Source organism: Nakamurella deserti, from assembly GCF_003260015.1.
GTDB lineage: Bacteria > Actinomycetota > Actinomycetes > Mycobacteriales > Nakamurellaceae > Nakamurella > Nakamurella deserti.
Genome location: NZ_QCXS01000003.1, coordinates 914,164 through 939,860 on the forward strand (window position 1 = coordinate 914,164; position 25,697 = coordinate 939,860).

At 73.2% G+C, this 25,697-nt stretch carries 27 protein-coding genes; 16 read left to right on the top strand and 11 right to left on the bottom strand.

Translation table 11 applies throughout. The features are described 5' to 3' along the window. Positions 1-34: 34 nt before the first annotated feature. Positions 35-637: a histidine phosphatase family protein gene (locus tag DB033_RS17480; RefSeq protein ID WP_157970770.1), complete on the bottom strand. Its 603-nt coding sequence runs from the start codon at positions 635-637 to the stop codon at positions 35-37. 11 nt (positions 638-648) lie between these two features. Further along, positions 649-1,572 carry a prephenate dehydratase gene (gene pheA, locus DB033_RS17485; protein ID WP_111768126.1) on the bottom strand — a complete coding sequence of 308 codons (924 nt, stop codon included), beginning with the start codon at positions 1,570-1,572 and terminating at the stop codon, positions 649-651. Positions 1,573-1,667: 95 nt separating this feature from the next. On the opposite strand from pheA, the gene DB033_RS17490 reads away from it, so the two are divergent. After that, positions 1,668-2,471, top strand: a complete 804-nt coding sequence (locus DB033_RS17490; RefSeq protein WP_111768127.1) for a CPBP family intramembrane glutamic endopeptidase — start codon at positions 1,668-1,670, stop codon at positions 2,469-2,471. Here the strand turns inward: DB033_RS17490 and DB033_RS17495 are convergent. Next, entirely contained in the window at positions 2,464-3,312 is an 849-nt protein-coding gene (locus DB033_RS17495) for a PhzF family phenazine biosynthesis protein (RefSeq protein ID WP_111768128.1), read from the bottom strand. The genes DB033_RS17490 and DB033_RS17495 overlap by 8 nt on opposite strands. Positions 3,313-3,454: 142 nt before the next feature. Between DB033_RS17495 and DB033_RS17500 the strand changes: the two genes are divergently transcribed. Next, positions 3,455-4,015: a dihydrofolate reductase family protein gene (locus DB033_RS17500; protein ID WP_111768129.1), complete on the top strand. Its 561-nt coding sequence runs from the start codon at positions 3,455-3,457 to the stop codon at positions 4,013-4,015. 61 nt (positions 4,016-4,076) lie between these two features. Here the strand turns inward: DB033_RS17500 and DB033_RS17505 are convergent, their stop codons facing one another. Next, positions 4,077-5,030 carry a DUF5926 family protein gene (locus tag DB033_RS17505; protein ID WP_111768423.1) on the bottom strand — a complete coding sequence of 318 codons (954 nt, stop codon included), beginning with the start codon at positions 5,028-5,030 and terminating at the stop codon, positions 4,077-4,079. Positions 5,031-5,112: 82 nt separating this feature from the next. On the opposite strand from DB033_RS17505, the gene DB033_RS17510 reads away from it, so the two are divergent. Next, a complete protein-coding gene (locus DB033_RS17510; protein ID WP_111768130.1) occupies positions 5,113-5,970 on the top strand; it encodes a hypothetical protein in 858 nt (285 codons plus the stop codon). A 10-nt stretch (positions 5,971-5,980) separates the two neighbouring features. Here DB033_RS17510 and DB033_RS17515 read toward each other — a convergent pair whose 3' ends face one another. From DB033_RS17515 to DB033_RS17525, 3 genes are all read right to left on the bottom strand, one after another. After that, positions 5,981-6,913, bottom strand: coding sequence for a DUF4328 domain-containing protein (locus DB033_RS17515; protein ID WP_157970771.1), 933 nt, complete (start codon positions 6,911-6,913; stop codon positions 5,981-5,983). Between the two features lie 199 nt (positions 6,914-7,112). Further along, positions 7,113-7,454, bottom strand: a complete 342-nt coding sequence (locus tag DB033_RS17520; RefSeq protein WP_111768132.1) for a rhodanese-like domain-containing protein — start codon at positions 7,452-7,454, stop codon at positions 7,113-7,115. 72 nt (positions 7,455-7,526) lie between these two features. After that, positions 7,527-8,333 (bottom strand): pentapeptide repeat-containing protein, encoded by an 807-nt coding sequence (locus DB033_RS17525; RefSeq protein ID WP_111768133.1) that lies wholly within the window; start codon positions 8,331-8,333, stop codon positions 7,527-7,529. Positions 8,334-8,489: 156 nt separating this feature from the next. Here DB033_RS17525 and DB033_RS17535 point away from each other — a divergent pair, with 156 nt between their 5' ends. Genes DB033_RS17535 through DB033_RS17560 form a run of 6 tightly spaced genes read left to right on the top strand, consistent with a single transcriptional unit; the run spans position 8,490 to position 14,095 of the window. Then, a complete protein-coding gene (locus DB033_RS17535) occupies positions 8,490-9,554 on the top strand; it encodes a right-handed parallel beta-helix repeat-containing protein (protein ID WP_157970772.1) in 1,065 nt (354 codons plus the stop codon). Then, positions 9,551-10,531, top strand: coding sequence for an alpha/beta fold hydrolase (locus tag DB033_RS17540; RefSeq protein WP_240615962.1), 981 nt, complete (start codon positions 9,551-9,553; stop codon positions 10,529-10,531). Before DB033_RS17535 ends, DB033_RS17540 begins: the two co-directional genes overlap by 4 nt. A gap of 9 nt (positions 10,532-10,540) precedes the next feature. Further along, entirely contained in the window at positions 10,541-11,449 is a 909-nt protein-coding gene (locus tag DB033_RS17545; protein WP_111768137.1) for a septum formation family protein, read from the top strand. Between the two features lie 40 nt (positions 11,450-11,489). Continuing rightward, positions 11,490-12,398, top strand: coding sequence for a septum formation family protein (locus DB033_RS17550; protein WP_157970773.1), 909 nt, complete (start codon positions 11,490-11,492; stop codon positions 12,396-12,398). Between the two features lie 39 nt (positions 12,399-12,437). After that, positions 12,438-13,259, top strand: coding sequence for a shikimate 5-dehydrogenase (locus tag DB033_RS17555; protein ID WP_111768139.1), 822 nt, complete (start codon positions 12,438-12,440; stop codon positions 13,257-13,259). After that, on the top strand, positions 13,256-14,095 hold the full coding sequence (locus tag DB033_RS17560; protein ID WP_111768140.1) for a DNA/RNA non-specific endonuclease: 840 nt from the start codon (positions 13,256-13,258) through the stop codon (positions 14,093-14,095). The genes DB033_RS17555 and DB033_RS17560 overlap by 4 nt, the downstream gene beginning before the upstream one ends. Positions 14,096-14,338: 243 nt before the next feature. Here the strand turns inward: DB033_RS17560 and treS are convergent, their stop codons facing one another. After that, positions 14,339-16,606, bottom strand: coding sequence for a maltose alpha-D-glucosyltransferase (treS, locus tag DB033_RS17565; protein WP_111768424.1), 2,268 nt, complete (start codon positions 16,604-16,606; stop codon positions 14,339-14,341). A gap of 137 nt (positions 16,607-16,743) precedes the next feature. Further along, positions 16,744-17,682, bottom strand: coding sequence for an aldo/keto reductase (locus DB033_RS17570; RefSeq protein WP_111768141.1), 939 nt, complete (start codon positions 17,680-17,682; stop codon positions 16,744-16,746). Between the two features lie 219 nt (positions 17,683-17,901). On the opposite strand from DB033_RS17570, the gene DB033_RS17575 reads away from it, so the two are divergent. From DB033_RS17575 to DB033_RS17600, 6 genes are all read left to right on the top strand, one after another. Continuing rightward, positions 17,902-18,924: an NAD(P)H-dependent glycerol-3-phosphate dehydrogenase gene (locus DB033_RS17575; RefSeq protein ID WP_111768142.1), complete on the top strand. Its 1,023-nt coding sequence runs from the start codon at positions 17,902-17,904 to the stop codon at positions 18,922-18,924. 81 nt (positions 18,925-19,005) lie between these two features. Further along, positions 19,006-19,734: a maleylpyruvate isomerase family mycothiol-dependent enzyme gene (locus DB033_RS17580; RefSeq protein WP_111768143.1), complete on the top strand. Its 729-nt coding sequence runs from the start codon at positions 19,006-19,008 to the stop codon at positions 19,732-19,734. Between the two features lie 54 nt (positions 19,735-19,788). Next, positions 19,789-20,577 (top strand): hypothetical protein, encoded by a 789-nt coding sequence (locus tag DB033_RS17585; RefSeq protein WP_205843971.1) that lies wholly within the window; start codon positions 19,789-19,791, stop codon positions 20,575-20,577. 53 nt (positions 20,578-20,630) lie between these two features. Further along, positions 20,631-21,131, top strand: a complete 501-nt coding sequence (locus DB033_RS17590) for a hypothetical protein (RefSeq protein WP_111768145.1) — start codon at positions 20,631-20,633, stop codon at positions 21,129-21,131. 34 nt (positions 21,132-21,165) lie between these two features. Further along, entirely contained in the window at positions 21,166-22,167 is a 1,002-nt protein-coding gene (gluQRS, locus tag DB033_RS17595; protein ID WP_111768146.1) for a tRNA glutamyl-Q(34) synthetase GluQRS, read from the top strand. Positions 22,168-22,300: 133 nt separating this feature from the next. Further along, positions 22,301-23,170 carry a bile acid:sodium symporter family protein gene (locus DB033_RS17600; RefSeq protein WP_111768147.1) on the top strand — a complete coding sequence of 290 codons (870 nt, stop codon included), beginning with the start codon at positions 22,301-22,303 and terminating at the stop codon, positions 23,168-23,170. A 7-nt stretch (positions 23,171-23,177) separates the two neighbouring features. On the opposite strand, the gene msrA is transcribed toward DB033_RS17600, so the two are convergent. Together msrA and DB033_RS20815 are read right to left on the bottom strand one after the other, a co-directional pair. Then, positions 23,178-23,861, bottom strand: coding sequence for a peptide-methionine (S)-S-oxide reductase MsrA (gene msrA / locus DB033_RS17605; RefSeq protein ID WP_240615963.1), 684 nt, complete (start codon positions 23,859-23,861; stop codon positions 23,178-23,180). Positions 23,862-24,214: 353 nt separating this feature from the next. Next, positions 24,215-24,631 carry a hypothetical protein gene (locus DB033_RS20815; protein WP_157970774.1) on the bottom strand — a complete coding sequence of 139 codons (417 nt, stop codon included), beginning with the start codon at positions 24,629-24,631 and terminating at the stop codon, positions 24,215-24,217. Positions 24,632-24,683: 52 nt separating this feature from the next. Here DB033_RS20815 and DB033_RS17615 point away from each other — a divergent pair, with 52 nt between their 5' ends. After that, a complete protein-coding gene (locus tag DB033_RS17615) occupies positions 24,684-25,658 on the top strand; it encodes an aldo/keto reductase (protein WP_111768148.1) in 975 nt (324 codons plus the stop codon). The last annotated feature ends 39 nt before the right edge of the window (positions 25,659-25,697 follow it).

The following is a 25,697-nucleotide window of genomic DNA, read 5'->3' on the forward strand; positions in this document are numbered from 1 at the left end:
CCGGGCAGATCAGGTCACGGCAGCCCCGGTCCGGTCAGGTCGCCTCGCGCCGGCCGGGTGTGAGGTCCCAGGACTCGCAGTGCCAGCCGACGGTGGGCGTGCCGGTCACCACGATGACCCCGGTGTTCACCAGGTAGTTGGCCAGGGCGAAGTCGCGGGTGATGTTGGCGCACCGCAGTGACGCCCAGATCCGCAGCAGGCCACCGTGGCTGACCACGAACGCGGAGTCGTCGCCCGCCGCGCTGATCTCGGCCATCGCCGCGTCCATCCGGCGCATCAGGTCGTGTCCGTCCTCACCGCCCGGCATCCTCGGGTCGAGCCTGCCGTCGAGCCAGGCGTGCATCACCTCGAGGAAGACCTCCATCGCCGCGTCGTCGTTGCGGCCCTCCAGGTCGCCGACGCTGAACTCGCCGAGTGTCGGACGGATCGTCAGGTCCAGCCCGCGGTCGTCCGCGAGCGGCGCGGCGGTCAGCTGGGCCCGCAGGTGCGCGGAGGTCCAGATGCGGTCGAACGGCTCGCCGCGGAAACGGTCGACCAGCGCGGCCGCCTGCTCCTTCCCCCGGGCGGTGAGACCGGGTCCCGGTGGGGCGGTGTCGAGCAGGCCGGCGATGTTGCCCGGGGTCTCCCCGTGCCGCACCAGGGTCACCTTCACCGGCCGGCCCCGAGTCCGTCGACGAACGCGCGGGCACGGGCGAACGCGGCGGGCGATGCGAAGGCGGGCGGTGTGTGGGCGGTCCCGGCGCCGCGGGGGTACGAGCCGAGGAAGCGGACGCCGGCCGAGCGGCGGTGCAGGGCGGCGACCGCATCGGCCATCGCCGGGTCGTCGATGTGGCCGTCGGCGTCGAGCAGGAAGAAGTACTTGCCGAGTTCGGAGCGGGCCGGTCGCGACTCGAGCCGGGTGAGGTTGATCCCCCGGTTCGCCAGTTCGGCGAGCACCGACAGCAGCGATCCGGGCTCGTCCTGCACGTAGACGACCAGCGAGGTGCGGTCGTTGCCGGTGCGGGGCACCGGCGGGCCGGGCAGTCGCAGCAGCACGAACCGGGTGACGGCACCGTGGATCTCGCCGATGTCCTCGGCCGCGGACACCAGCCCGTAGTGACGCCCCGCGGCGGGTGCGGCGGCCGCGGCGTCGAGCTCACCGGCGGCGACCGCGGCGGCCGCGGCGGCGGTCGAGCCGAAGACCACGCTCTCGGCGGCCGGCAGCCGGGAAGTGACGAAGGAGCGCACCTGGGCGTGCCCGTGCGGGTGCGACCCCAACTTGCGGATGTCGGCCGTCGACGTACCCGCCCGCACCAGCAGGTCGAGTCGGACCGTCACGTACGCCTCGGCGCTGATCACCAGCGGCTCGCCGTGCGTCAACTCGTCCAGGGTCAGCGGCACCGCACCTTCGACCGAGTTCTCGATCGGCACGCAGGCGGCCTGCATGGCGCCGGCCCGGACGTCGGCGATCGCGGCTCCGACGCTGCCGGCCGGGTGCAGCTCGACGTCACCGTCCGCCCGCTGCCGCAGCTCCAGCGTCGCCTGCTCGGTGAAGGTGCCTGCGGGTCCGAGGTACGCCCAGCGCTGAGTCACTCCCTCACACTAAGTGGCACTGAGTTGGGCGAGCGCATCGCTCTCGACCGCGGTTCCCAGCCCGGCCGCACCCACGGTCTCTACGCTGGCCCGTCATGGCCCTCTCCCGCGTGCTCGCGCTGCCCGCCGCGGCGCCGGACCCGACCCCCCGACCCGACACCCCACGGTCCATCCGCTTCGAGATCCTGGTGGTCTTCGCGGTCACCCTCGGCGCCAGCGGCGTCCGCGCCCTCATCACCCTGATCGACAACCTGCTCAAGCCGGTACCGCTGGCCGGACAGCAGGTCAGCGTGGTGGCGCCGCAGTCGTCGGTGAGTTGGGCCGACCTCGCGCTCCAGCTCACCAGCATCGCCGTCGGCGTCGCGTGGGGACTGCTGGGCGTCCACCTGCTGTGGCGCGCGGGCTTCCGGCTCGGTCGTGACATCGGGCTGTCCTGGCGCTTGGGCGATCTTGGCCGGGCGGTCGGCCTGGCGGCGGCGATCGGCCTCACCGGGCTGGTGTTCGTGGTGATCACCTACCGGCTCGGGATCAGTGCACGGATCGCCCCGGCGACGTTGGACGAGCACTGGTGGACGATTCCCGTCCTGGTCCTCGCCGCCCTCGAGAACGGCTTCCTGGAGGAGGTTCTCGTCGTCGGCTACCTGCTCACCCGGCTCCGGCAGCTGCGGGTGGACCCCTGGGTCGCGGTCGCCCTGTCCGCGCTGCTGCGCGGCAGCTACCACCTGTACCAGGGGTGGGGGCAGGCACTCGGGAACCTGCTGATGGGGCTGGTGTTCGGCTTCGTGTGGCTCAAGTGGCGGCGGCTCTGGCCGCTGATCGGGGCCCACACGCTGATCGACGTCGGCGCGTTCGTCGGCTACTTCTTCGTCGCCGACTGGTGGAACAGCCTGCTCAGCTGACGCCCATCCGCACCGCGCCGCCGCTGACCCGGATGCCGCCGGCCGGCCCGACGTCCACGGTGAGCCGGCTCGGCCGGCCGACGTGGCGTCCCTGGTGGATGGTCACCGTCGCGGGTGGGGTGACCGCGCCGGTCGCGCGCAGGTACGCGCCGACCGAGGCCGCCGCCGACCCGGTCGCCGGGTCCTCGGTGATGGCGCCGACCGGGAACAGGTTGCGGGCCTCGAAGGTCGTCGGGTCCCGCTCGATCAGCACCGTCACCGTGCCCGCCCACCCCTGCTCGTCCATCAAGGCCCGCACCGCGGCGGGGTCGAAGCCGAACCCGTCGAAGGTCGAGGGGTCACGCAGGACGACCACCGGATGCCGGTTGCCCGCGAACGCCTCCGCCGGCGGGTGACGGTCGTCCAGGTCGCTGCGATCGAGGTGCAGCAGCGTCAGCAGCCGGTCCAGGACCTCGCGCTCCAGCGTCGTGACAGCGGGCTCGACGCTGGTGAAGGTGGCCCGGATGCCGTCGGCGGTCGTCGCGGTCGCGATCACGACGAGGCCCGGCGCCGTGGCGAAGCGGAACGTCCCGACGCCCTGCCGTTCGGCGAGCGCCACCGCGGTCGCGACCGTGGCGTGACCGCAGAACGGGACCTCGGCCTGCGGGGAGAAGTACCGCAGCGTCAGGGCTCTCGGGTCGGCGGGATCACGAGCGACCACGAACGCGGTCTCGGCGTGCCCCACCTCGGCGGCGACGCGCTGCATCGTCGCGTCGTCCAGGTCGGTGGCGTCCAGCACGATGCCGGCCGGATTGCCGCCACCCGGCCCGTCGGCGAAAGCGGCGTACTCGAGAACGTCCATCCGACGATGGTGGCGCGCCCGACCCACCGGATCAACGGCCACCCGGGAACGGGTGGCCCCGGTCGGTGGTCACGGCGACGGCGTCCGAGGGTCCGGGGTACGGTCCGGCGCACAGGTGTCGCGCACCCTCGGGAGGACACGGATGAGACCTCTGCGCTACGCGATCAACGTCACCCTCGACGGCTGCTGCCATCACGAGGCCGGGATTCCTCCCGACGACGAGTCGATGCGCTTCTGGACCGCCGAGCTGGGACGGGCCGATGCGCTGCTCTTCGGCCGGGTGACCTACGAGATGATGCGGTCCGCCTGGCGTCGACCGGACAGCGGTTCGTGGCCCGACCGGATGGGGGCGGACGCGATCCCGTTCGCCGAGACCATCGACACCGCGCCCAAGTACGTCGTGTCGGGCACGCTCGACGCGGTCGACTGGAACGCCGACCTGGTGCGCGGGGACGTGGTGGACGCCGTCCGACGACTCAAGGAGGAGCCGGGCGGGGGCCTGTTCGTGGGTGGCGTGACGCTGCCCATGGCGCTGGCGGACGCAGGCCTGATCGACGAGTACACGTTCGTCGTGCAGCCGGTCGTGGCCGGGCACGGGCCGACGTTGCTCGCCGGGCTGCACGGACGCCTCCCGCTCGGGCCCGTGGGTCGCCAGGAGTTCCGGTCCGGCGTGACCGTCCTGCGCTACCGGCCGCGGACCTGACCGTCCGCCGCCGCCCCGGGGCCGGACCAGACCCCCGGGGTGCACCGCGACACCCCGCAGGTCAGCGCAGCGTGAACTGACGACCCAGGATGCCGTCGCGGGCCCGGCGCTCGGCGTCGGTGAGCGGCGCATCGGAGGCCAGCGCCCGCTGGAGGCGCTCCTCGAAGGCGAGCGCGGGCTCGTTCCACTCGGTCGGGTGCGCGTCGCGGTCGAGGTCCCACACCGGGACCAGCCGGCCGTGGGCGCGGAACGACCCGACGTAGCGGGAGCCGTCACCGAGGTCGAGTTCGTCGGCCGCCGCCAGTCGGGCGAGGGCGGCCATCACGGTCGCCTCCTCCTCGGGGCGGACCCAGCGCAGGTGCGCCTTCTCGCCGGCGTCGACCCAGTAGGCACCCGGCAGCTCGGCGACCTTCGCGGTCGGCATGATCGCCGAGTTGGCCCGCTCGAGGGTGAGGGCCACCTCGCTGCCCGGCTCGGCCTCGACGTCGAGCCACCAGCCGAACGTCTCGTGGACGGTGACGTCCAGCGGGCCGTCGAAAAGGAGGTCCTGCAGACGGTTGCCGGCGGTCGCCCGGCCGACGACCGACAGCACCTGGGAGGGGCCGGCGTCCAGCGCCCACTCCAGCGCGGCGGCGACGTCCCGGGACAGGTCACCGGAGTGCGTCTGGACCTGCAGACCCAGCAGGATGGAACCGTCGGCGCGGGTCAGCGCGGCCGCCGCGGCCGGCAGCACGCTGCCGAGGGTGATCGACGGGACGTCCTCGCGGTCGATGGTCAACGGCGCGGTGGCCGACGGTACGAACTCACGCAGCGCGATCAGCTCGGTCTCGGCCGCCAGACCGGCGAAGGGACGGGCGACGATGAGGTTCTCGGCGTCCCCCGAGCCGTGGCAGGCCTTGTAGCGGCGGCCCGAGCCGCAGGGGCACGGCTGACGCGGATTGATGCCGTCGGCGGCGGGGGCGCCGTCCTGGGCGATCTGGGCCGAACGGGAACGTCGCGATGTCTTCTGAGCCACCCCGTCACGGTAGTGCACCGGTGCCGCCCGTCCGGCGCGTTCGGCCCTCCCGCGGCGGCCGGTCGGCGCCTACCGTGAACCCGTGGACCGGCGGTGGAGCGGCGTGGCGGCGCTGCTGCTGGCCGTGTTCGCCGCGGTGCTGGTGCCGCAGGCGTTGCGGCCGGGGATGGACGGCCGGGCGGTCGCCGCCCCACTGCCGGCGCCCCCGGCGGTCGGGACCTGCATGGTCCTGGGACCCCGCATCGCCACGCCGGTCGACTGCGCACGACCGCACGACGGCGAGGTGTTCACCACCTGGGACGCCGACGATCCGCGGCGTCCCGTGAACCGGCATTCACTGGCCTGCACCGACGAGCTGGCCGCCTCCCGCGGCGACCCACCGCAGCTGCACGGCTGGCAGCTCACCGTCTTCAACGTCTCGACCCGGTTGATCCGGGCGCCCCGCGACCAGCGGCTGGGCGACGGGGCCTGGGCGGCGTGTGTCCTGCGGCCCGCCGACCGGTCGCGCTACGAGGGCACCGCCGTCGGACTGCCGGCCGACGCGGTGGAACGGCCCGGCGCGTTCGGGGACTGCGCGTCCGGGTCGCTGTACTTCCGGCTGCCGTGCACCGACCGGCACACGGTGGAGCGGCTGGGGACGGCGTCCGGGACGCTGCCCCGGGCGTCGGCCGCGTCGCTCGGCGACAACGGACTGCCGGCGGACCTGGACGCGGCGCTGACGGCGAGCTGCCACGACCTGGCCGGCGACCTGACGCGCAGCGGCGACCCCACCCGCGGCGGCCGGCTGACGCCCGCGGTGGTCCGCTCGAGCATGGTGCCGGCGATCTCACCGTCACCCGACCTCGTCGCGTGGTCGGTCGACTGCGTCGTCGACAGCGGCGAACTGGAGCTGACCGACTCGGTCGTCGGGCTCGGGGACCGCGCGCTGCCCACCGGATGAGGGCGGCCGGTCAGGGGGCGGCGGCGGGCTTGCGCCGGGCGTCGAGATCCCGCTCGGGGCCGGTCAGCGGACCGGCACCGACCCGGGCGGCCGCGGGCGGCAGGATCCAACCGGTCGGGTAGTGGACCCGGACGGGATCGACGAGACGCGCCCAGGACGCGGCGACCGCGGCGGTCAGCCCGGCCGTGACTGCGGCCACCAGGTCGACCACGACGTGCAGTTCGACCAGGTTCGCGCGGGCTTGGAGGCTGCCCGGGTCCAGCGCCCGGATCACGGTGGCCAGCGCCAGCAACCCACCGAGCACCCACGCCGCCCACCACCAGCTGACCAGCCGGGACGGGGAGCGGTGCACCGGGCGGGGCGGCTGCGCCGGGGTGACCGGAGCGGCTGCGCCCTGCGGGGTGACGGCGGGCTGCGGCAGGTCGACCGTCGGCAGCTGCGCGGAACGCCACCGCATCCGGTCCGGCCGGACGGGCTCGGGTGCCGGCGGCGGGGCGGTCCGGAGCACGGCGTCCACCTCGGCGACGACGACCCCGGCGCCGTACAGGTTCCAGCCGGGCAGGAGCAGCCAGAGCAGCCGCCGTGTCGCCGACCGGGTCGGACGCACCCGCGCACGGTGGGCGGCCCAGGCCGCGGCCCTGCCCGACGCCGGGACGAACGCCACCGCCGTGGCCAGGCCCAGCAGCGGGGCCGCCCAGCCGGCCGCGACGACCAGCGCGTCGCTCCACCGCACCAGATCGACCGGGAGCACCTCCGTGCGCCCGCGGACCAGCAGGACGTACCGGAAGGTCTCCGCGGCCGCGGCGATCACGCACATCACCGCGGTGGCCCGGGCCAGCAGGACGACCGAGCGCAGCTCGCGGCCCGGCGCCGGCGGCGTCGGCGTGGTGGCCGTGCCGTCCGGGATCCACACCGACGGGGTGAAACCCCACCGCGGGGTCACCGGATACCGGGGTGGACCGGCGTACGGGACGGTCCGCGTCGGTGGGGTCGGCCCGGGGGCGCCGGGCGGCCGGTGCGCGAACCACCGCCACCGGGTCACCGGCGGCGGGCCGGTGACCGCACCGCAGTGCCCGCAGCGCCCGGCGGCAGGTGGCAGCGACGAGCCGCACCGCCGACAGCGGAAGGCGTCCACCGGGCGGTCAGATGACCTGGGGCGGATCGGCGGTCTCGGAGACCAGCGGCTTGCCGAGCCGCTCCCACATCGACATGCCGCCCTCGACGTTGACCGCGTCCCAGCCGTTGCCGTTGAGGTAGCTCGTGACCCGCGCCGAACGGCCGCCGCTGCGGCAGATGACGTAGACGGGGTCGCCGTCGGGCACCTCGTCGAGCCGCTCGGCCAGGGTGGTCATGGGGATGTGCACGGCGTCCGGTGCGTGTCCGGCGGCCCATTCGTCGTCCTCGCGGACGTCGAGCAACACGGCGTCCTCCGGCAGGCGGCTGACGGGGATCTCGGGGAATTCGGGCGCGGTCACGAGGGCCATCCTGCCACCGGAGCCCGGGCGGGGTCGGCGGGTGCACCCGGTACCGCCGCGGCGGCTGCGTCGAGCCCGCGGTCAGGCGGCCCAGTGCGCGGGGCGGCGCAGCACCGCGGGGATGGTGGTCCGGGCGTCACCGCGGGCCGACTCGAGCTGCGGCTGGGTGAGGAACAGTGCGGTCGCCAGCCGAGCGCCGCGGAGGTCGGCACCGCGCAGGTCGGCGCCGAGCAGATCGGCTCGTGAGAGGTCGGCGCCGCTGAGGTCGGCCCCGATCAGATAGGCGCCCCGCAGCGAGGCCGCGACGAGGTCGGCGCCGGTCAGACGTGTGCCCACCAGATCGGCGCCGCGACGCTGCTTGGACCGCGGGACCGGCCCTCGCACGTGGTCGCTCACCCGGCCCAGGACGGCACCGACCCGGGCGGTCAGGCCGGGCAGGTCGACCTCCCCCAACGCCGCCGGGTCGAGGCCGGCCAGCGCGGCGGTCTCGTCGACCAGCGCGTCGACCTCGCGCCGCCGGGCACCGTCCACCAGGGTCTGCGCCTCGGCCAGGTACCAGCGGGACTCGTGCAGCTCGCGCATGACGCCGAACGCCGCGAACACCGCCGGTCCGAGCGGAACACTGCCGCCGAACGTGACCTGGACGACCTGCTGGCCGGCGCCGAAGCAGTCGAACACCACGCAGCCCGGGAAACCGCTGTCCCGCAGCCGGGTGTGGATGGAGCAGCGGGCGTCGGCCCGCAGGTTCGGGCAGGCGCGGCCCGCCGGCTTGTCGAGGGCGAAGTCGGCGGAGCGCTGGAAGGCGGGAGCGATGCAGCACAGTCCGGCGCAGCGGCGGCAGTCGGCCCGCAGGGCTGCCCGGCCGTCCGGTGGTGCGGTGCTGGTCACCGATCCATCGTGCCGCAACGCCGGCCGGCCGACGTGGTCGGTGCGACCCGCGTGGTGGGGCTCGCTCGGCTGCACCCGGCGGCTGCGCGGGGCACCCGCGGGTGACCTGCCGCCCCCGGCGACCGCCACGGCACCCCGGCGGTCGATGATCGACGGATGAAGCACCGGTGGCTCCGCGCGGCAGCGGCGATGGTGATCGTGGCCGGCTGCACCGCCCCGCCGCCGCCGGCCCCGCCGGCGACCACGGTGGCCGTTCCACCGCCGGCCCCGCCGCCGACCACGGTGGCCGTCCCGCCACCCGACTCCGCGGGCGTCCCCGCTCCTGCACCCGTCGTCTGCCCACCGGCCACCGTCACGGTGGGGACCGCCGACGAGCTGACCGCGGCGCTGGCCGGCGCCGGACCCGGCACCGTCATCGCGCTGCGCGACGGCACCTACGCCGGCAACTTCGCCGCCACCGCGGAAGGCACCCGGGACGCGCCCGTGCACCTGTGCGGCGGTCGCGGTGCGGTGCTGGACGCGGGTGGGATCAAGGAGGGTTACGTCCTGCACCTCGACGGCGCGGCGTGGTGGCGGGTGGTCGGGTTCACCGTCCGCAACGGCCAGAAGGGCGTGATGGCCGACGGTGTCACGCACACGACCATCCAGGGCCTGCACGTGACGACCACCGGCGACGAGGCGATCCACCTGCGGCGTCACAGTTCCGACAATGTGGTGGCCGACAACGACATCGACACCACCGGGCTGCGCCGGGACAAGTTCGGCGAGGGCGTCTACGTCGGCAGCGCCGACAGCAACTGGTGCACCGTCACCGACTGCGCGCCGGATCGCAGTGACCGCAATCGGGTGCTCGACAACCGCATCCGCGCCACGGGTTCGGAGTCGATCGACATCAAGGAGGGCACCACCGGCGGGGTGATCCGCGGCAACACCTTCGACGGCACCGGGATGACCGGCGCCGATTCCTGGGTCGACGTCAAGGGCAGCGGCTGGCTGATCGAGCGCAACCGCGGGACGCACAGTCCGCTCGACGGCTTCCAGACGCACCGGATCGGCAAGGGCGGCTGGGGCGACGCCAACGTGTTCCGCGGCAACAGCGCCGACGTCCGCGCCGACGGCTTCGGCTACGCGGTCCGGCCGGCGCTGGGCAACGTCGTCGGATGCGACAACACCGCTGCCGACGCCGGTTCCGGGTTGAGCAACGTCGGCTGCACACCGTGACGGCCGGGCTCCCCGCCGCGCGGACCACCCGCTCCGGGCTGCTCGACGTCGGCTCGGGTCAGTCGATGTACTGGGAGGAGACGGGTTCGGGCCTCCCCGCTCTGTACCTGCACGGCGGTCCCGGCGCGGGCCTGGGCCGCGGCGGATACGTGGAGCGGTTCGACCGCACCCGCTACCGCGTGATCGGAGTCGACCAACGGGGCTGCGGCCGGTCGCTTCCGCCGGCGGGCGACCCGGCCCACGACCTCGACGGCAACACCACCCCCCGGCTGATCGCCGACCTCGAGCTGCTCCGGATCCACCTCGGCGTCGAGGCCTGGGTACTCAACGGAGTGTCGTGGGGCGCGACGCTGGCGCTGGCCTACGCGCAGGCGCACCCGGAGCGGGTGCTCGGGATCGTCCTGATGGCCGTCACCACCACCCGGCGGGCCGAGGTCGACTGGATCACCGAGACCGTCGGCGCGCTGTACCCGGAGGACTGGGACCGGTTCGCGGCCTTCGCCGAGAACGCCGGGGTCGGGTACCGCCGCGGCGAGGGGCGGATCGTCGAGGCGTACGCGCAGCTGCTGCGGTCACCGGATCCGGCGGCCCACGATGCCGCGGCCAGGGCCTGGATGGCGTGGGAGCACGCCCACATCGGGATCGGCAGCGGCCGCAGCGACGGTCCCTTCGACCCGGTCCGGGACCCGGTGATGGCCACGCTGATCACGCACTACTGGTCGCACGACGCCTTTCTCGACCCGCCGGTGCTGGGCCGGATGGACCCGCTGTCCGGCATCCCGGGCGTGCTGATCCACGGCCGGCTTGACGTCAGCGGTCCGGTGATCACCGCCTGGCGGGTTCACCGCAGCTGGCCGGGCAGCGAGCTGATCGTCGAGGAGACCGAAGGACACGGCGGCCCCCGGATGGTGCAGGCGTGGACGGAGGCCAACGCACGGCTGGCCGACCGCCTGACCCGCCCGGAGGCGCCTCGGTAGGGTCGCGCCATGGACCGGCGGATCAGCGGGGCGCTGCTGCTCGTGCTGGCCGTGCTGACCGCACTCGTCGTCCCCCGCATCCTGTCCCCGCCGACCGTCGACGGCCGACCCGTGGTCGCGCCGCCCCCGCCCGCTCCGGTGGTCGGCGACTGCATCCGCGAGGAGACCCCGTCGTACGAGTTCACCGTGGACGGCGAGCTGACCACGAGCCAGGTCCTGACGACGGTGCGCTGCGACGAGCTGCACGCCGGTGAGGTGGTGCGGGTGGAGTCCGCGTTGCCGCTCGGGGACGGGACCGCGAGCCCGGCGGCAGCGGTGGTCGAGCTGATCGGTCAGTGCGCGGACAGCGCACGGACCCCCGGGGTGGTCCCCGCGGCCACCGGGGACGGATGGCGGCCGGACCTCGTCGTCGAGCTCTCGGTCGTGGCACCGAACGGCGGGCAGCGGGCCGCCGGGCAACGGTGGGTGGCGTGTACCGCCGGGGTCGCCACCGGAGCGTTGGACCGGTCCTTCGCCGACCTGGATGCCGCCGACCTCGCACCCGCGCAGGGATCCTGCGCAGCGACGGCGGCGGGGGTGACCTGGTCTGCGCTCGCGGTGGACTGCACCCTGCCGCACACCGTCGAGACCTTCGGCCGTCGCGATCTGGCTGCTGAGGCGGTCACCCAGGGCGAGCTGGACCGCACGTGCCGGGACCTTATCGTCCGGGCCTCCGGCCGTCCCGGTCTGCTCGACGACACCGACGTCACCGTCGCGGCGACCGCATTCACCGTGGTGGACGGCATCCCCGCCGTCGTCACGGCACCCCTGCCCGCGGGTGTCACCGGCTGGGCCACCTGCGCCGTCCGGACCGCCGACGACCGGCCCCTGGTCGGTTCACTCCGCCGGCTCGGCGACGCGCCGCTGCCCTGGGCCTGAGCCCTCGCCCGGCTCCGGTGCCACGGGTAGCGTGCGGCCGGTGGACCGGCGGATCAGCGGGGGGCTGATGCTCATGCTGGCGCTGCTCGCGGTCATCGTCGTGCCCAAGGTGCTGAACCCGGCGTCGGTCGAGGGTGCCGCATCGGTGGCGCCACCGCCCCCACCGCCGTCGGCCGGCGACTGTCTCCTTGAGCCGTTCTCGGGATACACCGACTCGGACTCCGGCCGGGTGCAGACAGATCCGGCACCCACGTTTGTCGCCTGCACCGAATCGCACGGCGCCGAGATCCACCGGATCGTCGACGTGCTTCCGCCGAGCGCCGGTCGAGACGGGCTGACCGCGGCCGAACACTTCATGGGCGACTGCTGGTCCGATCTGCACGCCGAGGGCCGGATCGCCGGCACGACGCTGCACTGGCAGTGGGCGTTGGAGCTGCAGCTGGGAGTGATCGGGCCCGACCACCGGCAGAGCGCCGCAGGGCAGCAGTGGGCGGCGTGCACGGTGGGCCTGAGTCGCGGGGAGCCGCTGACGACCACTTTCGACCAGCTGGTGAGAAATGGCGATCCCGCTCTGGGTTCGTGCGGGCGGGTCGAGCCCACCCAGGGCTGGGCGATGAGCGTGCCGTGCAATGAGCCGCACGACCTCGAGTGGGTGGGCTACCTGGGTATCGATCCCGGTTCACAACTGACCCAGGACGAGGTCGACGCCGACTGCACCGCCCTGGTCACGGCGTCCACCGGTCGGGATGCGCCGACGACAGCGGACGGCATCCGCGTCGCCACCGACACGACAGCCTGGTACACATCGGCCGACAGCCAGTCGGTGGCGCTACCCCTGCCCCCGGACGCCGCCGGCGGTTGGACCAGCTGCGAGATCCGCACCGACGGCAGGATGCTGGTCGGTTCACTGCGCCGGCTCGGCGACGCGCCGCTGCCCTGGGCGCCCTGAGACGGGCGGCTGTCGGTGCCACCGGACACAATGAGCCGCATGGCACGCACCCTGAACAAGGACACCCAGCTCTGCATCTCGCTCGCCGCGCGGCCGAGCAACCACGGGACGAGGTTCCACAACTTCCTCTACGAGGAGCTGGACCTGAACTACGTCTACAAGGCGTTCGCGCCGACGAACCTGGAGGACGCGATCCGGGGCATCCGGGGGCTGCCGATCCGCGGGGCGGCCGTGTCGATGCCCTACAAGGAGCAGTGCATCCCGATGCTCGACGAGCTCGATCCGTCCGCTGCCGTCATCGCCTCGGTCAACACCATCGTCAACACCGACGGTCACCTCAAGGCCTACAACACCGACTACCTGGCCATCGCCTCGCTGCTCGCGTCGCACCACGTCGACCGCAACGACGACTTCGTCGTCCTGGGCAGCGGCGGCATGGCCAAGGCCGTCGTCGCCGCCCTGCACGACGCCGGATTCCGGGCCGGCACCGTGGTCGCCCGCAACGAAGCCACCGGTACCGCGGTGGCCGAGCAGTACGGGTACGGCTGGCAGGCCGAACTGGCCGCGCTCCGGCCGTCGCTGCTGATCAACGCCACCCCGATCGGCATGGCCGGCGGTTCCGGGGAGGGCGTGATGCCGGTCCCCGGCGACGCGGTCGGGGCCGCGACCACCGTCTTCGACGTCGTCGCGTCCCCGTCGGAGACACCGCTGATCTCCGCCGGACGGGCCGCGCGCCGCAAGGTCATCACCGGTGCGGAGGTCGTGGCGCTGCAGGCCGCCGGGCAGTTCGAGCTCTACACGGGGATCCGTCCCACGCCCGACCAGGTGCAGCGGGCGTCGGCGTTCGCCCGCTCGGCGTGAGCGCCCCCACCGGCTCCGGTTTCGACCCCGCCTTCCTGCCGTTCACGGTTGCGCTGCCGACGCCGTACGCGGCGATCGCCGACGATCTCGCGGAACCGTCCACGGGCGGCACGGTGCTCGACTACATGCACTTCTCGCTGGTCATGAGCCGCTCACGGCGGCTGGCGCGCTGGGTCGCGTGGAACATCGACGGCAGCACCCGGTTCTCCGACATCTCACGCGACGGTCAGAAGTTCCGCGCCGATCCCCGGTTGCCCGTGTCCGGCCAGGTCCTCAACGACGTCTACGACCGCAACCGGCTGGACCGCGGGCATCTCGCCCGCCGCGCCGATCTGCTGTGGGGTACCCGGGCGGCAGCCGAACGCGCCAACAGCGACTCGTTCTTCTTCACCAACATCACGCCGCAGATGGACGACTTCAACCAGGCGGCGCGCGACGGCGTGTGGGGACAGATCGAGATCGCGCTGCTCGAGGTGGTCGACCGGCAGCGGGCCAGCGTCATCGCCGGCCCGGTGCTGCAGCCCGACGACCCGGACTACCGCGACGTCCAGGTGCCGTTGGAGTTCTGGAAGCTGCTGGCCTACGAGATCGACGGGAAGCCGCGGGTGCGGATCTTCCTGGTGACGCAGACGCTGCAACCGGGTGTGCTGCCCGACCCGCTGGCGCCGTTCGAGGTGTTCGCGATCACCGCGGCGGAGCTGTCCCGCCGGACGCAGCTGTCGCTGTCCCGGTCGCTGCGCGCGAAGGTCGTCGGTGAGCCGTCGTTCGCCGGGGAGCTCAGCGGAGACCTCGATCAGCGCCGGCCCGTGACCGACGTGGCGGCCATCCGCTGGTGATGGGGATCGCGCCGGACGCACACCCGCCGGCGACACCACACCCGCCGGCGACACCGCGCGCGCCGGTGCCACCGGACGCGACCGCGACACCGCGGCACCGGACTGACCCGCGGCACCCGATGCGCCGGCGGCACCGGGAGCGGAGGCCCGCCGAGTGGTGCCGTCTCGGGCATCCGTTGCCGCGGCCGGTGATCGGCCGCGGGAACGGACGTCGGGAGGCGGTGCCTCGGCGTCCGGGCGGACCTACTCCGACTCGGACGGGTCCTTGACCATCAGCGCGACCCCACCAAAACCGGCGAGCGACACCTGGAAACTGCCCAGCGCGTCGACGGTGCCGAGCTCCTCGCCGGTGGCGAGGTCGACCACGGTGCCGCCGACGGGCAGCTCCGGGGAGATGACCGGACCGGACACCTCGTCCTCGGCGAAATTGAGCACGGTCACCTGGATGGCGCCGACGGCCAGCCGGTTGACCATGATCAACATGCTCTTCTGCGGCACGTCCGGCACGTCGACGAGGAAGCCGGTGGCGATGCCGTGCTCCTCGCGCACCGCCAGGATCTCGCTGAGCCGCGATGCGAACGAGTTCGGGTCGGCCAGCTGTTCGGGCAGCGAACCGTAGAGGCTGATCGACTTGGGCATCCCCGACGACGATGACGTCGACTCCGGCGACCACCCCATCAGGTCGTGCGCACCGCGCTCGATCCACCGGGTGTCACCGCTGGAGATCAGGGACTTGACCTCCCGGCGGTCCAGCGGCAGCGTCCCGCACAGGTCCCAGCCGGACAGCGCGAAGACGCCCGGCTGCAGCGCGTTGAACATCGCCATCAGCAGGTGCGCCCGCCGGACCCGCTCGACGTCGTCGGCGGTGAGCGCCTCCAGGTCGGTCATCCCCAACGTCGCGGTGATGACACTGGCCGTGGTGCAGGCGATCCCGTTGGTGGTGAACGTCGAGTTGTACGGGCCGGCCGGGCCGGTCAGCTTCTGCCGGAGGGTCTCACGCACCGTCTCGGCGAGGTCGGCGCCGTTGAGCGTCTCGCCGCCCAGCTCGTACAGGTCGTCCTTGTGGGTGGTCGCGAAGTGCACCAGCTCGTAGGTGAGCTCGTCGTGGTTCTGCATCGCGTGCACCAGCGACGCCTGGTCGATGCCGACCCGCATGGCCTCGCGCAGGGTCAACCGCAGGAACTCGGTGTCGCCGGTGGCCATCGCGTGCTGATAGCCGGGGCGGGAGACGAAGTCGTACGACAGGTCCGGGCCGACCTCCGAGGTGGCCTTGATGTCGTCCATCGTCAGGTTGAGCTCCTGGAAGGTGAACCCGCCGACCTTGCGGACCATGCCGCCGATGAGCTGGTTCGCCGCCTCCGACAGCGGGTGCCCCTCCGACCACGCCGGGCTCTCCTCGGCGCTCTTCTCCACCCCGAGGAAGCCGTTGGCGTCCAGCCGCAGCCCGCCGGACCCGAGGTCCAGCAGTGAGTGCAGGGCGTCGCCCATCACCAGCCGCATCCCGGCGAACGTCGGGTCGAGCCAGTTGATCGACGGCTGCCCGGCCTTGAAGTAGTGCAGGTACACCCAACGGCGCTTCTGGCCCTCGGTGTCGTAGACCTCGCGGGTCACGCTCCAGTTGGTCTCCTTGACCCCCGGCTCGTAGAAGATCACCCGCTGGAGCTGGCCGATGATGATGCCCGCCTCCTGCAGCGCCTGTTCGGCTGCGGCGTCGAGGTTGACCGAGTCCTCGCCCTCCGGGACGTCGGGCAGCAGATGCCAGTCCGACTCCGGGATGTCGATCATGTGGTAGACGCCCGGGTAGTCGCGGTAGTTCATCTCCGCGAGCCGGAAGTCCGCGCCCTTGCCGGTGTGACCGGGCACGATGTCGTCGATGATGGTGCCACCGAAGCTCGTCGCCGACTCGCACATCGAACGGAAATCGTCCTCGGTGCCGAAAAGCGGGTCGATGGCCATGCTGATCCGGTCGAAGTGACCGTCGATGCTCGGAGTGGGCTCCCAGCCGCTGATGCCGCCGGCCAGCTTGACCGGCCCGGTGTGCACCGCCTTGATGCCGATCCGGGCGAACGCCGCCCACAGGTCCTCCGCGCCCAGCGCGGACAGGAACGTCTGGTTGCGCTTGGTCATGAACGACAGCGGATACGCGGTGAACCACACCGACGCGCGGTCGACGGCGGCCCGCGGGTTCGGGTGCGCGAAGGGATTGGCCCACATGCTGGCCTGCCCGGCCAGCTGGCGGGCCAGCGTCTTGGCGTCACCGAGCATCGACTGCTTGACCAGCCAGTCGACGTAGGCGCGGTTGCGGCCGTCGGGTTCGAAGGGCGGCTTGAGGTCGGCGCTCACCTCGATGCGGCGGCGCGCCTTCGGCCGCAGCGCCCGGGGGCGCGCCGGGTAGAACTGCTCGTCGAAGTTGATCTCGGACGCGGTCGCGACATCCGCGGACGTCGCGTCGACCGGGTCCGCGGCTCCGTTGCCGGATGGGGTGCTGCTCGGGTTCGCGGTCACGGTCACAGCGAAGGTCCCTCCGTCGGTGCTGCCGGTGGTGCCGGTGTCCTCAGCCGGGCGGTGCGCCCGGTCCGCGCACCATGGTGTCACCCTCGGAGCGGTGACGGTTCATCTCCCCGGCTCGACCCACCGCCCGCCGCGGCTCAGTTGTTCTCCGGCCGGCCGCTGATCCAGCAGTGCCGGCTCACCGGCGCGGCGGCGGCGAGCACCCTGGCCAGCAACTGCTCGTCGATCGGCGTGGTCGCGGCCGCCACGGCGCTGTCGAGGTTCTCCGGCTTCACCGTGCCGATCACGGTCGTCGGGCAACCGGACCGCTGGATGGAGAACTGGTTGGCCAGGAAGGCGACGTCGACGCCGGCCTCGGCGCAGATCGCCTTGATCCGCTCGGCGGCGGCGATGATCTCGGAGTCGGCGGGGTGCTGACCGCCGATGATCTTCGACGGCCCGGGGGTCAGCAGCCCGAGGGTGACCGCGGCGGCGTTCATGATGCCGACGCCGTGCTCCTCGGCCAGCGGGACCAGCCGTTCGGTGAGGCACTGGTCGAGCAGGGTGGCGTGGCTGTAGCTGAGCACGACGTCGATGTCGGTCTCCGCGACGGCCCGCTGCAGCGCCTTGATCGGGTAGCCGCTCATCCCGACGAAGCGGGTGAGCCCCTCGTCCTTGAACTGCTGCAACGCCGCGAAACCCTCGGTCAGGACGGGGTCCATGTCGACGTACTCGATGTCGTGCAGGAAGAACACGTCGACGTGGTCGGTTCCGAGCAGCCGCAGGCTCTGCTCGAGGCTGGACCGCAGTCGCGCCGCGGAGAAGTCGAAGGTGTCGGGACCGAACCGGCCCGCCTTGGTGCTGATGAAGACCTCGTCGCGGTGGCCCTGCAGCGCCTTGCCGAGACGCTCCTCGGCGAGACCCATGCCGTAGTAGACGGAGGTGTCGAACAGGTTGATGCCGGCGTCCAGAGCCCGGTGGACCGCGGCGATGCCGGACTCCTCCGACGCCGGACCGAACATGTCGCCCAGCGGTGAGGTGCCGAACGACACCGTGGAGACGTTCATCCCGGTGCGGCCGAGTTCGCGGTGGTCCATGACAGGCAGCCTCTTCCGTAGAGATCGACCGGGGTGTCCGAGCGTCCCGAGCTTAGTGGTGCAATCGAATGCAGCGACAGGGGGGAGACCGCCCGCCCCGTGGGCCACGCTCCGCGGCGGATGACTCCCGCCGGCTGGAAGTCGTCCGTTCCGGAGCCCGACCACCTGCGCCGGCCGACCCGTACCGGGGATGATGGCGCCGGACGAGGGAGGACAGCGATGACGCTGCAACGCCGGCAACCCCGGGTGGCCGTGATCGGCTCCGGATCGTGGGGAACGACGGTGGCGTCGATCGTCGCGCGCCGGAACCCGACGACGATCTGGGCGCGGTCGGCCGACACCGCCGCCGCGATCGACACCGACCACCGCAACGAGCGCTACGTCCCGGACACACCGCTGACGCCGACGCTGCGGGCGTCGGCCGACCTCGCGGAGGTGGTCGAACCGGCCGACATCGTCATCATGGCGGTGCCGTCGCACGGCTTCCGGGGCGTGCTGTCCGACCTCGCGCCGCACCTGCGGCCCTGGACGCCGATCGTCAGCCTGGTCAAGGGGCTCGAGCAGGTGACGGAGCGGCGGATGACCGAGATCGTCGACGAGGTGCTGCCCGGGCACCCCGCGGGAGTGCTGGCGGGTCCGAACATCTCCGGCGAGGTGGCCGCCGGGTACGCCGCGGCCGCGGTGATCGCGATGCCCGACCAACACCAGGCGGCGCAGCTCCGGGACCTGTTCCGGACGTCGCGGTTCCGGATCTACTCCAGCTCCGACGTCGCCGGTGTGGAGATCGCCGGGGCGCTGAAGAACGTTTTCGCCATCGCCGTCGGGATGGGCGACGGCATCGGCGCCGGCGAGAACACCCGCGCGATGGTGATCACCCGGGCGCTGCGGGAGATGACCAGACTGGGGGTGGCCGTCGGTGGCGACCGCGAGACCTTCAGCGGTCTGGCCGGTCTCGGCGACCTGACGGTGACCTGCACGAGTGTCCGGAGCCGCAACCGGCACGTGGGCGAGCAACTCGGGCGCGGCGTGCCGATCGCGGACGTCCTGGCCGGCATGACCCAGGTCGCCGAGGGGGTCAAGTCGGCGTCGGTGGTGATGAAGCTGGCCGCCGAGCACGGCATCGACATGCCCATCGCGCGTGAGGTCGACGCCGTGGTCAACGCCGGCGCGAGCGTGGAGGACGCCTACCGCGGGCTGCTCGCCGTTCCGCCGGGGCACGAGGTGCACGGGGACAGCTGGTGAGGGCTCGCTGCGAGGCCTGATCCGGGCGGACCCCGAGTGGTTCACCCACCGAAGCCCGTCGCGACACGGCAGACTCTTCGCATGGAACGCGAAATCCTGCTGGACCACCTCGAGGGTGAGGTGGCGGAGCTCCTGGAGCTGGCCGGGACGCAGACCGGCCTGACCGCGGTCGCGCCGGGGTGTGCCCCGATGACCGGCCACGACGTGCTGCGGCACCTCGGGCGGATCTACACCGGGGTCGCCGGGTGGCTGCAGCAGGGGCGCCGTCCGGACGAGTGGCCCGACGGGCCCGACGACCCGGAGCAGCTGACCGGCTGGCTCGGTCACGCCGCCCATTCGATGATCGACGTGCTGCTCCCCCGCAAGGCCGCGGCACCCGCCCCGACCTGGTGCCCCCACGACCGCACCAACGGCTTCTGGTTCCGCCGGATGGCCCACGAGACGCTCGTCCATCGCATCGATGTGCAGCAGGCCCTCGGCCAGGAGTGGTGGGTCAACCCGACGCTCGCCTCCGACGGCATCGCGGAGGCCATCGAGGTCTGGCTCGGTCCGCGCCTCACCGCACCGCCCGCGGGCAGCGGCCGCACCGTGCTGCTCAGCACCCCGGAACGGGACTGGCGGATCCGGCCGCTCGCCCGGTTCCTGGACTTCCCCACCGGTGGCCCCGCCGACGCGACCGTCGACGGCGAGGCCGCCGCCGTCTGGGCCTGGGTCTGGGGGCGCGGCGACGACTCCGTCCCGGTGACCGTCAGTGGCGACCCGGACGCCGCGGACGAGGTACGCCGGTTGTTCGCCACCGCGATGGGATGAAACCCTGCGGGTGTCGCGGTTGCCGTCGACGCCGGTATGGGGTGTGATCCGCGGGTGACTCACTCAGACGACGGAACGGCGATCGAGAACTACCTGGACGCGCTGGTGGCGCAGGCCCGGGAATCGCTGGGCGGCAACCTCATCGGCGCCTACGCCGCCGGTTCGGTGGCGTTCGGCGCCTACCAGCGGGGCCGCAGCGACATCGACGTCGCCCTGGTCACCGCCGATCCGCTGTCCTGGGAGCAGAAGGACGACATCGTCCGGCGGCTGCGCCACGAGAACCTCCCCTGCCCCGCCCGGGGCCTGGAGCTGGTCGTCTACTGGCGGGCCGTGGCCGGTGCCGGAGCGGCCGAGCCCGGCTTCGAGGTGGAACTCAACACCGGTGAGACCATGCCGTTCCGCGCGACCTACGGCGGCACCGAGCGGGCCGCCGAGGACGGCCTGTTCTGGTACGCCATCGACCGCAGCATCCTGCGCGAGCACGGCCGGGCGCTGCTCGGCCCGCCCGCCCACGACGTCTTCGGCGAGGTCGGCCGCGGCGACCTGCGGCGGCTGCTCATCGACGGGCTCACCTGGTACCTGGCCCAGCCCGCCCCCGAGGGCAACGAGCCCGACACCGGCGCCGCGGACGCCGTGCTCGGTGCCTGCCGCGCACTCGCCCGCATCCGGACCGGCTACTGGCTGGCCAAGGTGCCGGCCGGCCTGCGCATCGCCGATTCCGGCCTCGGCGCCGACGTGATCCGGCAGGCCATCGACGCCCGCGTCGACGGCGCGCCGGCCCCCGGGGCGGCCGACGCGCGCGCCTTCCAGGAGCAGGTGCTCGCCGAGATCACCGGGTCCTGACCGGGCGCCGGCGGCGGGCCGCCGCCGGCGCACCGACGCCTACCATCGGCGTCGTGGACATCCTGTTCGGCATTCTCGCCACGGTGGTCGCCGTCGTGGTCGTCATCGTCGTACTCGGCCGCCGGGCGCTCACCCGCGGCGGCGACCCGACCCGGATGACGTTCGACCCGAGCGTGATGACCGACGTCCACGCCCTGGCCCGGGCCGGCAAGAAGGTGCAGGCCATCGCCCTGCTGCGGCAGGCGACGCCCGACCTGTCGTTGATGACCGCGACGGCCATGGTGGAGAAGATGGCGACCCGCGCCCCGCGTCCGCCGGCGGGGTCGACCGCCGTCCCCGACGCGCCCCCCACCGATCTCCCCGAGATCGCGCTGACCGCCGCACCGGCCGACTGGTCCGACGACGCCCCCAGCGCGTCCGCCGTTCCGTTCGAGGTCGAGCTCGAGGTGCGCAACCTGAAGGCCCTCGGCCGCGACGCCGAGGCGGTCGAGCTGCTCCGGACGCAGGCCGGATTCGACGCCGGGGAGGCGCAGGAATTCGTCCGTGGGCTCTGAGGCCGCAGCACCGGTGCCCAGGGGCACTGATCCGTTGAGCCCCGGAGCGACGGCGGGACCCGATCGGCGCACCGATCGAGCGTCGGCGGATCCCGGGCAGCCGGCCACCCGCGGCGCCGGCCGGTTCGCCCCCAGCCCGTCCGGGACGCTGCACCTGGGCAACCTGCGGACCGCCCTGCTGGCCTGGCTCTTCGCCCGGTCGACCGGACGGGCCTTCCTCGTCCGGATGGAGGACCTGGACCGGGTCGCCGCCGGGGCCGCCGCCGGGCAGCTGCGGGACCTCACCGCCCTCGGGATCGACCACGACGGCCCGGTGCTGCAGCAGAGCCGACGCGCGCCGGTGTACGACGCCGCGATGGACCGGCTGACGTCCGCCGGGCTGACCTATCCGTGCTTCTGCACCCGCCGGGAGATCCGGGAGGCCGCGTCGGCCCCACAGGCCGACGGCCGTCCCGGCGAGGGCCGCTACCCCGGCACCTGCCGCCGGCTGACTGCCGACGAGGTCGCGGTCCGGACCGCTCAGGGCCGCCCGTCGGCGCTGCGGCTGCGCCGCCGGGTCGACACGCTGACGTTCCACGACGTGCTGCAGGGCGCGTTCGCCGGTCCGGTCGAGGACATCGTGCTGCGGCGCAACGACGGGTTGGCCGCCTACAACCTGGCCGTCGTCGTGGACGACGCGGCCCAGGGCGTCGACCAGGTCGTCCGCGGTGACGACCTGCTCCCGTCCACGCCGGCGCAGGTGCACCTCGCGACGCTGCTCGGGCTGCCGGTCCCCACCTACGGGCACGTCCCGCTGGCGCTGAACCCGGTCGGCGCCCGGCTCGCCAAACGCGACGGGGCGGTGACGCTGCCCGACCTGACCGGAGCCGGCTGGACCGTGCCGGAACTGCTCGCACTCATCGCCCGCAGTGCCGGGTTGACCGACGCCGCGACGGTCGCCCGCGCCGCCGACCTGCTCGCCGGGTTCGACCCGGCGCGGCTGCCGCGCGAGCCGTGGATCGTCGACCCGGCGGAGCTGCGGCGCGACGCCGGCTGATCGACGGACGACGTACCTGTTCGGGCCTGTCCCGCCGCCGGTGACCGGCCTACAGTTCAGGCGCAGGTAAAGCCCACGACCCGGCACCGCGGCCGGGTCCCGACGGCCGCCGGGCCTGGCGGCGCGGAGTGCCATGACGACGGTGCTGCTCCCCATCGCGCTCGGCATCGTCATGTTCGGGCTCGGGTTGACGCTGACCCCGGCGGACTTCACCCGCATCGGCCGCCATCCCAGGGCCGTGTTCGTCGCTCTGGTCTGCCAGCTGGTGCTGCTGCCGGCGGTCTGCTTCGGCCTGGTGCTGCTCTTCGGGCTGCCGCCCGTGCTGGCCGTCGGGATGATGCTCCTCGCCGCCTCCCCCGGCGGCACGACGGCGAACCTGTTCAGCCACCTGTTCCGGGCCGATGTCGCCCTCAACATCAGCCTGACCGCGATCAACTCGCTGATCTCGGTGGTCACGCTGCCGCTGGTGGTCAACCTGTCGCTGCGGTGGTTCGACACCGGCGACCCGACCCTGGGCCTGCAGCTCGGCAAGACCCTCGAGGTGTTCGCCATCGTGCTGCTGCCGGTCGCGGCGGGCATGCTGGTCCGGGCCCGCTCGGCGGCGATCGCCGCGCGCGCCGAGAAGCCGGTGCGGATCGCGTCCCTGGTCATCCTGGTGCTGGTGGTGGCCGGCACCATCGTCAGCAACGCCGAGCTGCTCGCCGAAAACGTCGGCCGGCTCGCCGGGATCACCGCGGTGTTCTGCGGAGTGAGCCTGGCGGTGGGGTTCGCGGTCCCGCGGATGTTCGCCGTGGAGCGGCGGCAGGCCCTGGCCGCCGCCTTCGAGATCGGCATGCACAACGCCACGCTGGCGGTGGTGATCGCGCAGTCGGTGCTGGACAACGTGGAGATGTCGCTGCCCGCCGGGGTCTACGCGGTGCTGATGTTCTTCTTCGCGGCCGGTTTCGGCATGCTCGTCCGGGACCGCCGCAGGGTGCGGCCGCCGACCGCCGACGTCCGCTGAGACCGAGTCAGCGGGCGGCGACGCCCAGCCCGGAGCTCCCCGGCACCGGGCAGCTGACGCCCGTGCCGCGCATCGAGCAGTAGCCGCCCGGGTTCTTGTCCAGGTACTGCTGATGGTGGTCCTCGGCGTAGTAGAACGGCTGGTCGACGGCGATCCCGGTGGTGATCGCCCCGTGGCCGGCGGCGGTCAGACGCACCTGGTAGGCGTCGCGGGACGCCTCGGCCGCGGCGAGCTGGGCGGCGTCGGTCGGGTGGATCACCGATCGGTACTGGGTGCCGCGGTCGTTGTGCTGGCGCATGCCCTGGGTGGGGTCGTGGTTCTCCCAGAACGCCACGAGCAGGTCCCGGTAGGTGACCTGCGCCGGATCGAAGACCACCGACACGACCTCGGCGTGACCGGTGCGACCGGAACACGTCTGCTCGTAGGTCGGATTCGGGGTGATGCCGCCGGCGTATCCGACCGCGGTGCTGAACACCCCCGGCATCCGCCAGAACAGCCGCTCGACGCCCCAGAAGCAGCCCATCCCGAACACCGCGGTCGCGTACCCGGCCGGCCACGGGCCGACCGTCGGGGTGCCGAGGACGGTGTGCGTGCCGTCGACCCGCATCGGTGTGTCCCGGCCGCGGAGCGCGGTCTCGGGCGTCGGCAGCGTCCGGCGGCTGGTCAGGGAGAAGCGATCGAGGATGCCCACCCCTCCGAGCGTACGAGCGGACCCGGCGCCGGGGTCCCGGCCGGCGACGTGCGTGCGGTGAGCGGGGTCCACGGGCCCCGGACGGCGCACCGGCGACGTGCGTGCGGTCAGCAGGGTGCACAGGCCCGGGACGGCGCAAGGGCCGGCGACGTGCGTGCGGTCAGCAGGGTGCACAGGCCCTGGACGGCGCAAGGCCCGACGACGTGCGTGCGGTCAGCAGGGTGCACAAGCCCTGGACGGCGCGCGGCGGCGACGTGCGTGCGGTCAGCAGGGTGCACAGGCCGTGAACGCTGCGCGGGCGGGCGTCGCGGTTGCCCCGGGGACGACGCGGCGGGCACGTCGTCGTGCCCGGGTCAGGTCCGTTTCGTGCCGCGGTTCTTCGCGTTCCCGCTCCTGCGGCCCTCGTCCTCGCTCCTGCCCTTGCCCTTGCCCTTCGCGCTTTTGCCCTTGCCCTTCGCGCCCTCGCCCTCGCCCTCGCCCTTGCCCTTCGGGCCCTCGCCCTTGCCCCTGCCCTTGCCCTTGCCCTTCGGACTCGTTCTCCTGCTCTTGCTCTTCGGGCTCTTGCCCGTGCCCGGAGTCCCGGTCTCGCTCCTGCCGTGGGTGGTGCCGGCGACGACGCCCTCGCGGGAGTGGTCCTTGGCGACCTTCACCAGCCGCAGGTGCTTGACGGTGTAGCCGTCGGGAAGGGTGCCGTCGGCGAGCATCCGCAGCGGACAACGGGTGCACCGCGGCTTGCTCAGACAGCACTTCTTCTTCGGCTTCACGGACACGCAGGCCACCGTACGTGTCGGCGTCCGCGGCGTGGTCGCTACCGTCGCAGGCATGAGCACACCGTCATCGCGTCATCTCGGCTCCTCCGGTCTCGTCGTCTCCGCCACCGGGCTGGGCTGCAACAACCTGGGCCGCGCCGGCACCTACACCGAGACCCCCGAAGGTTCGGCGGAGGTGGTGGCCGCGGCCCTGGACGCCGGCATCACCTTCTTCGACGTCGCCGACATCTACGGCGCCACCAAGGGCCGCAGCGAGGAGCTGCTCGGCGCCGCCCTCGGATCGCGCCGGGACGAGGTCGTCCTCGCCACCAAGTTCGGCATGGACATGCAGGGCGCCAACGGCCCGGACTTCGGCGCCCGCGGCTCCCGCCGCTACATCCGCACCGCGGTCGAGTCGTCGTTGCGCCGGCTGGACACCGACTGGATCGACCTCTACCAGCTGCACCAGCCCGACCCCTCCACGCCCATCGAGGAGACGTTGTCCGCGCTCGACGACCTCGTGCGGGAGGGCAAGGTCCGCTACCTCGGGCACTCCAACTTCGCCGGCTGGCAGCTCGCCGACGCCGCGTGGACCGCCTCCAGCGGCGGCTACACCCCGTTCGTCTCGGCGCAGAACGAGTACTCGCTGCTGGAGCGGGGCGTCGAGCAGGAGCTGCTGCCGGCCGCGGTCGCACACGGCGTCGGCGTGCTGCCGTACTTCCCGCTGTACAACGGGCTGCTGACCGGCAAGTACACCCGCGACCACGCCCCCGAAGGGGCCCGGTTGACGGCCGCCAAGCCGCACATCCTGGCGTCGGCCCCGTGGGACACCGTCGAAGGGCTGCAGGCGCTGGCCGACGAGCGGGGCATCACGCTGCTGCAGCTGGCGTTCGGCTGGCTGCTCGCCCAGCCACAGGTGTCGTCGGTGATCGCCGGGGCGACCAGCGTCGCCCAGGTCCAGGCCAACGCGGCCGCCGCCGATGCGTGGACGCCGACCGGGGACGACCTGGCCGCCGTCGACACGGTGCTGTCGGGGGACGCCGCCTAGACCGGGACCGGGGCGCGCACCGTGCCGGCGGTGGGCGCC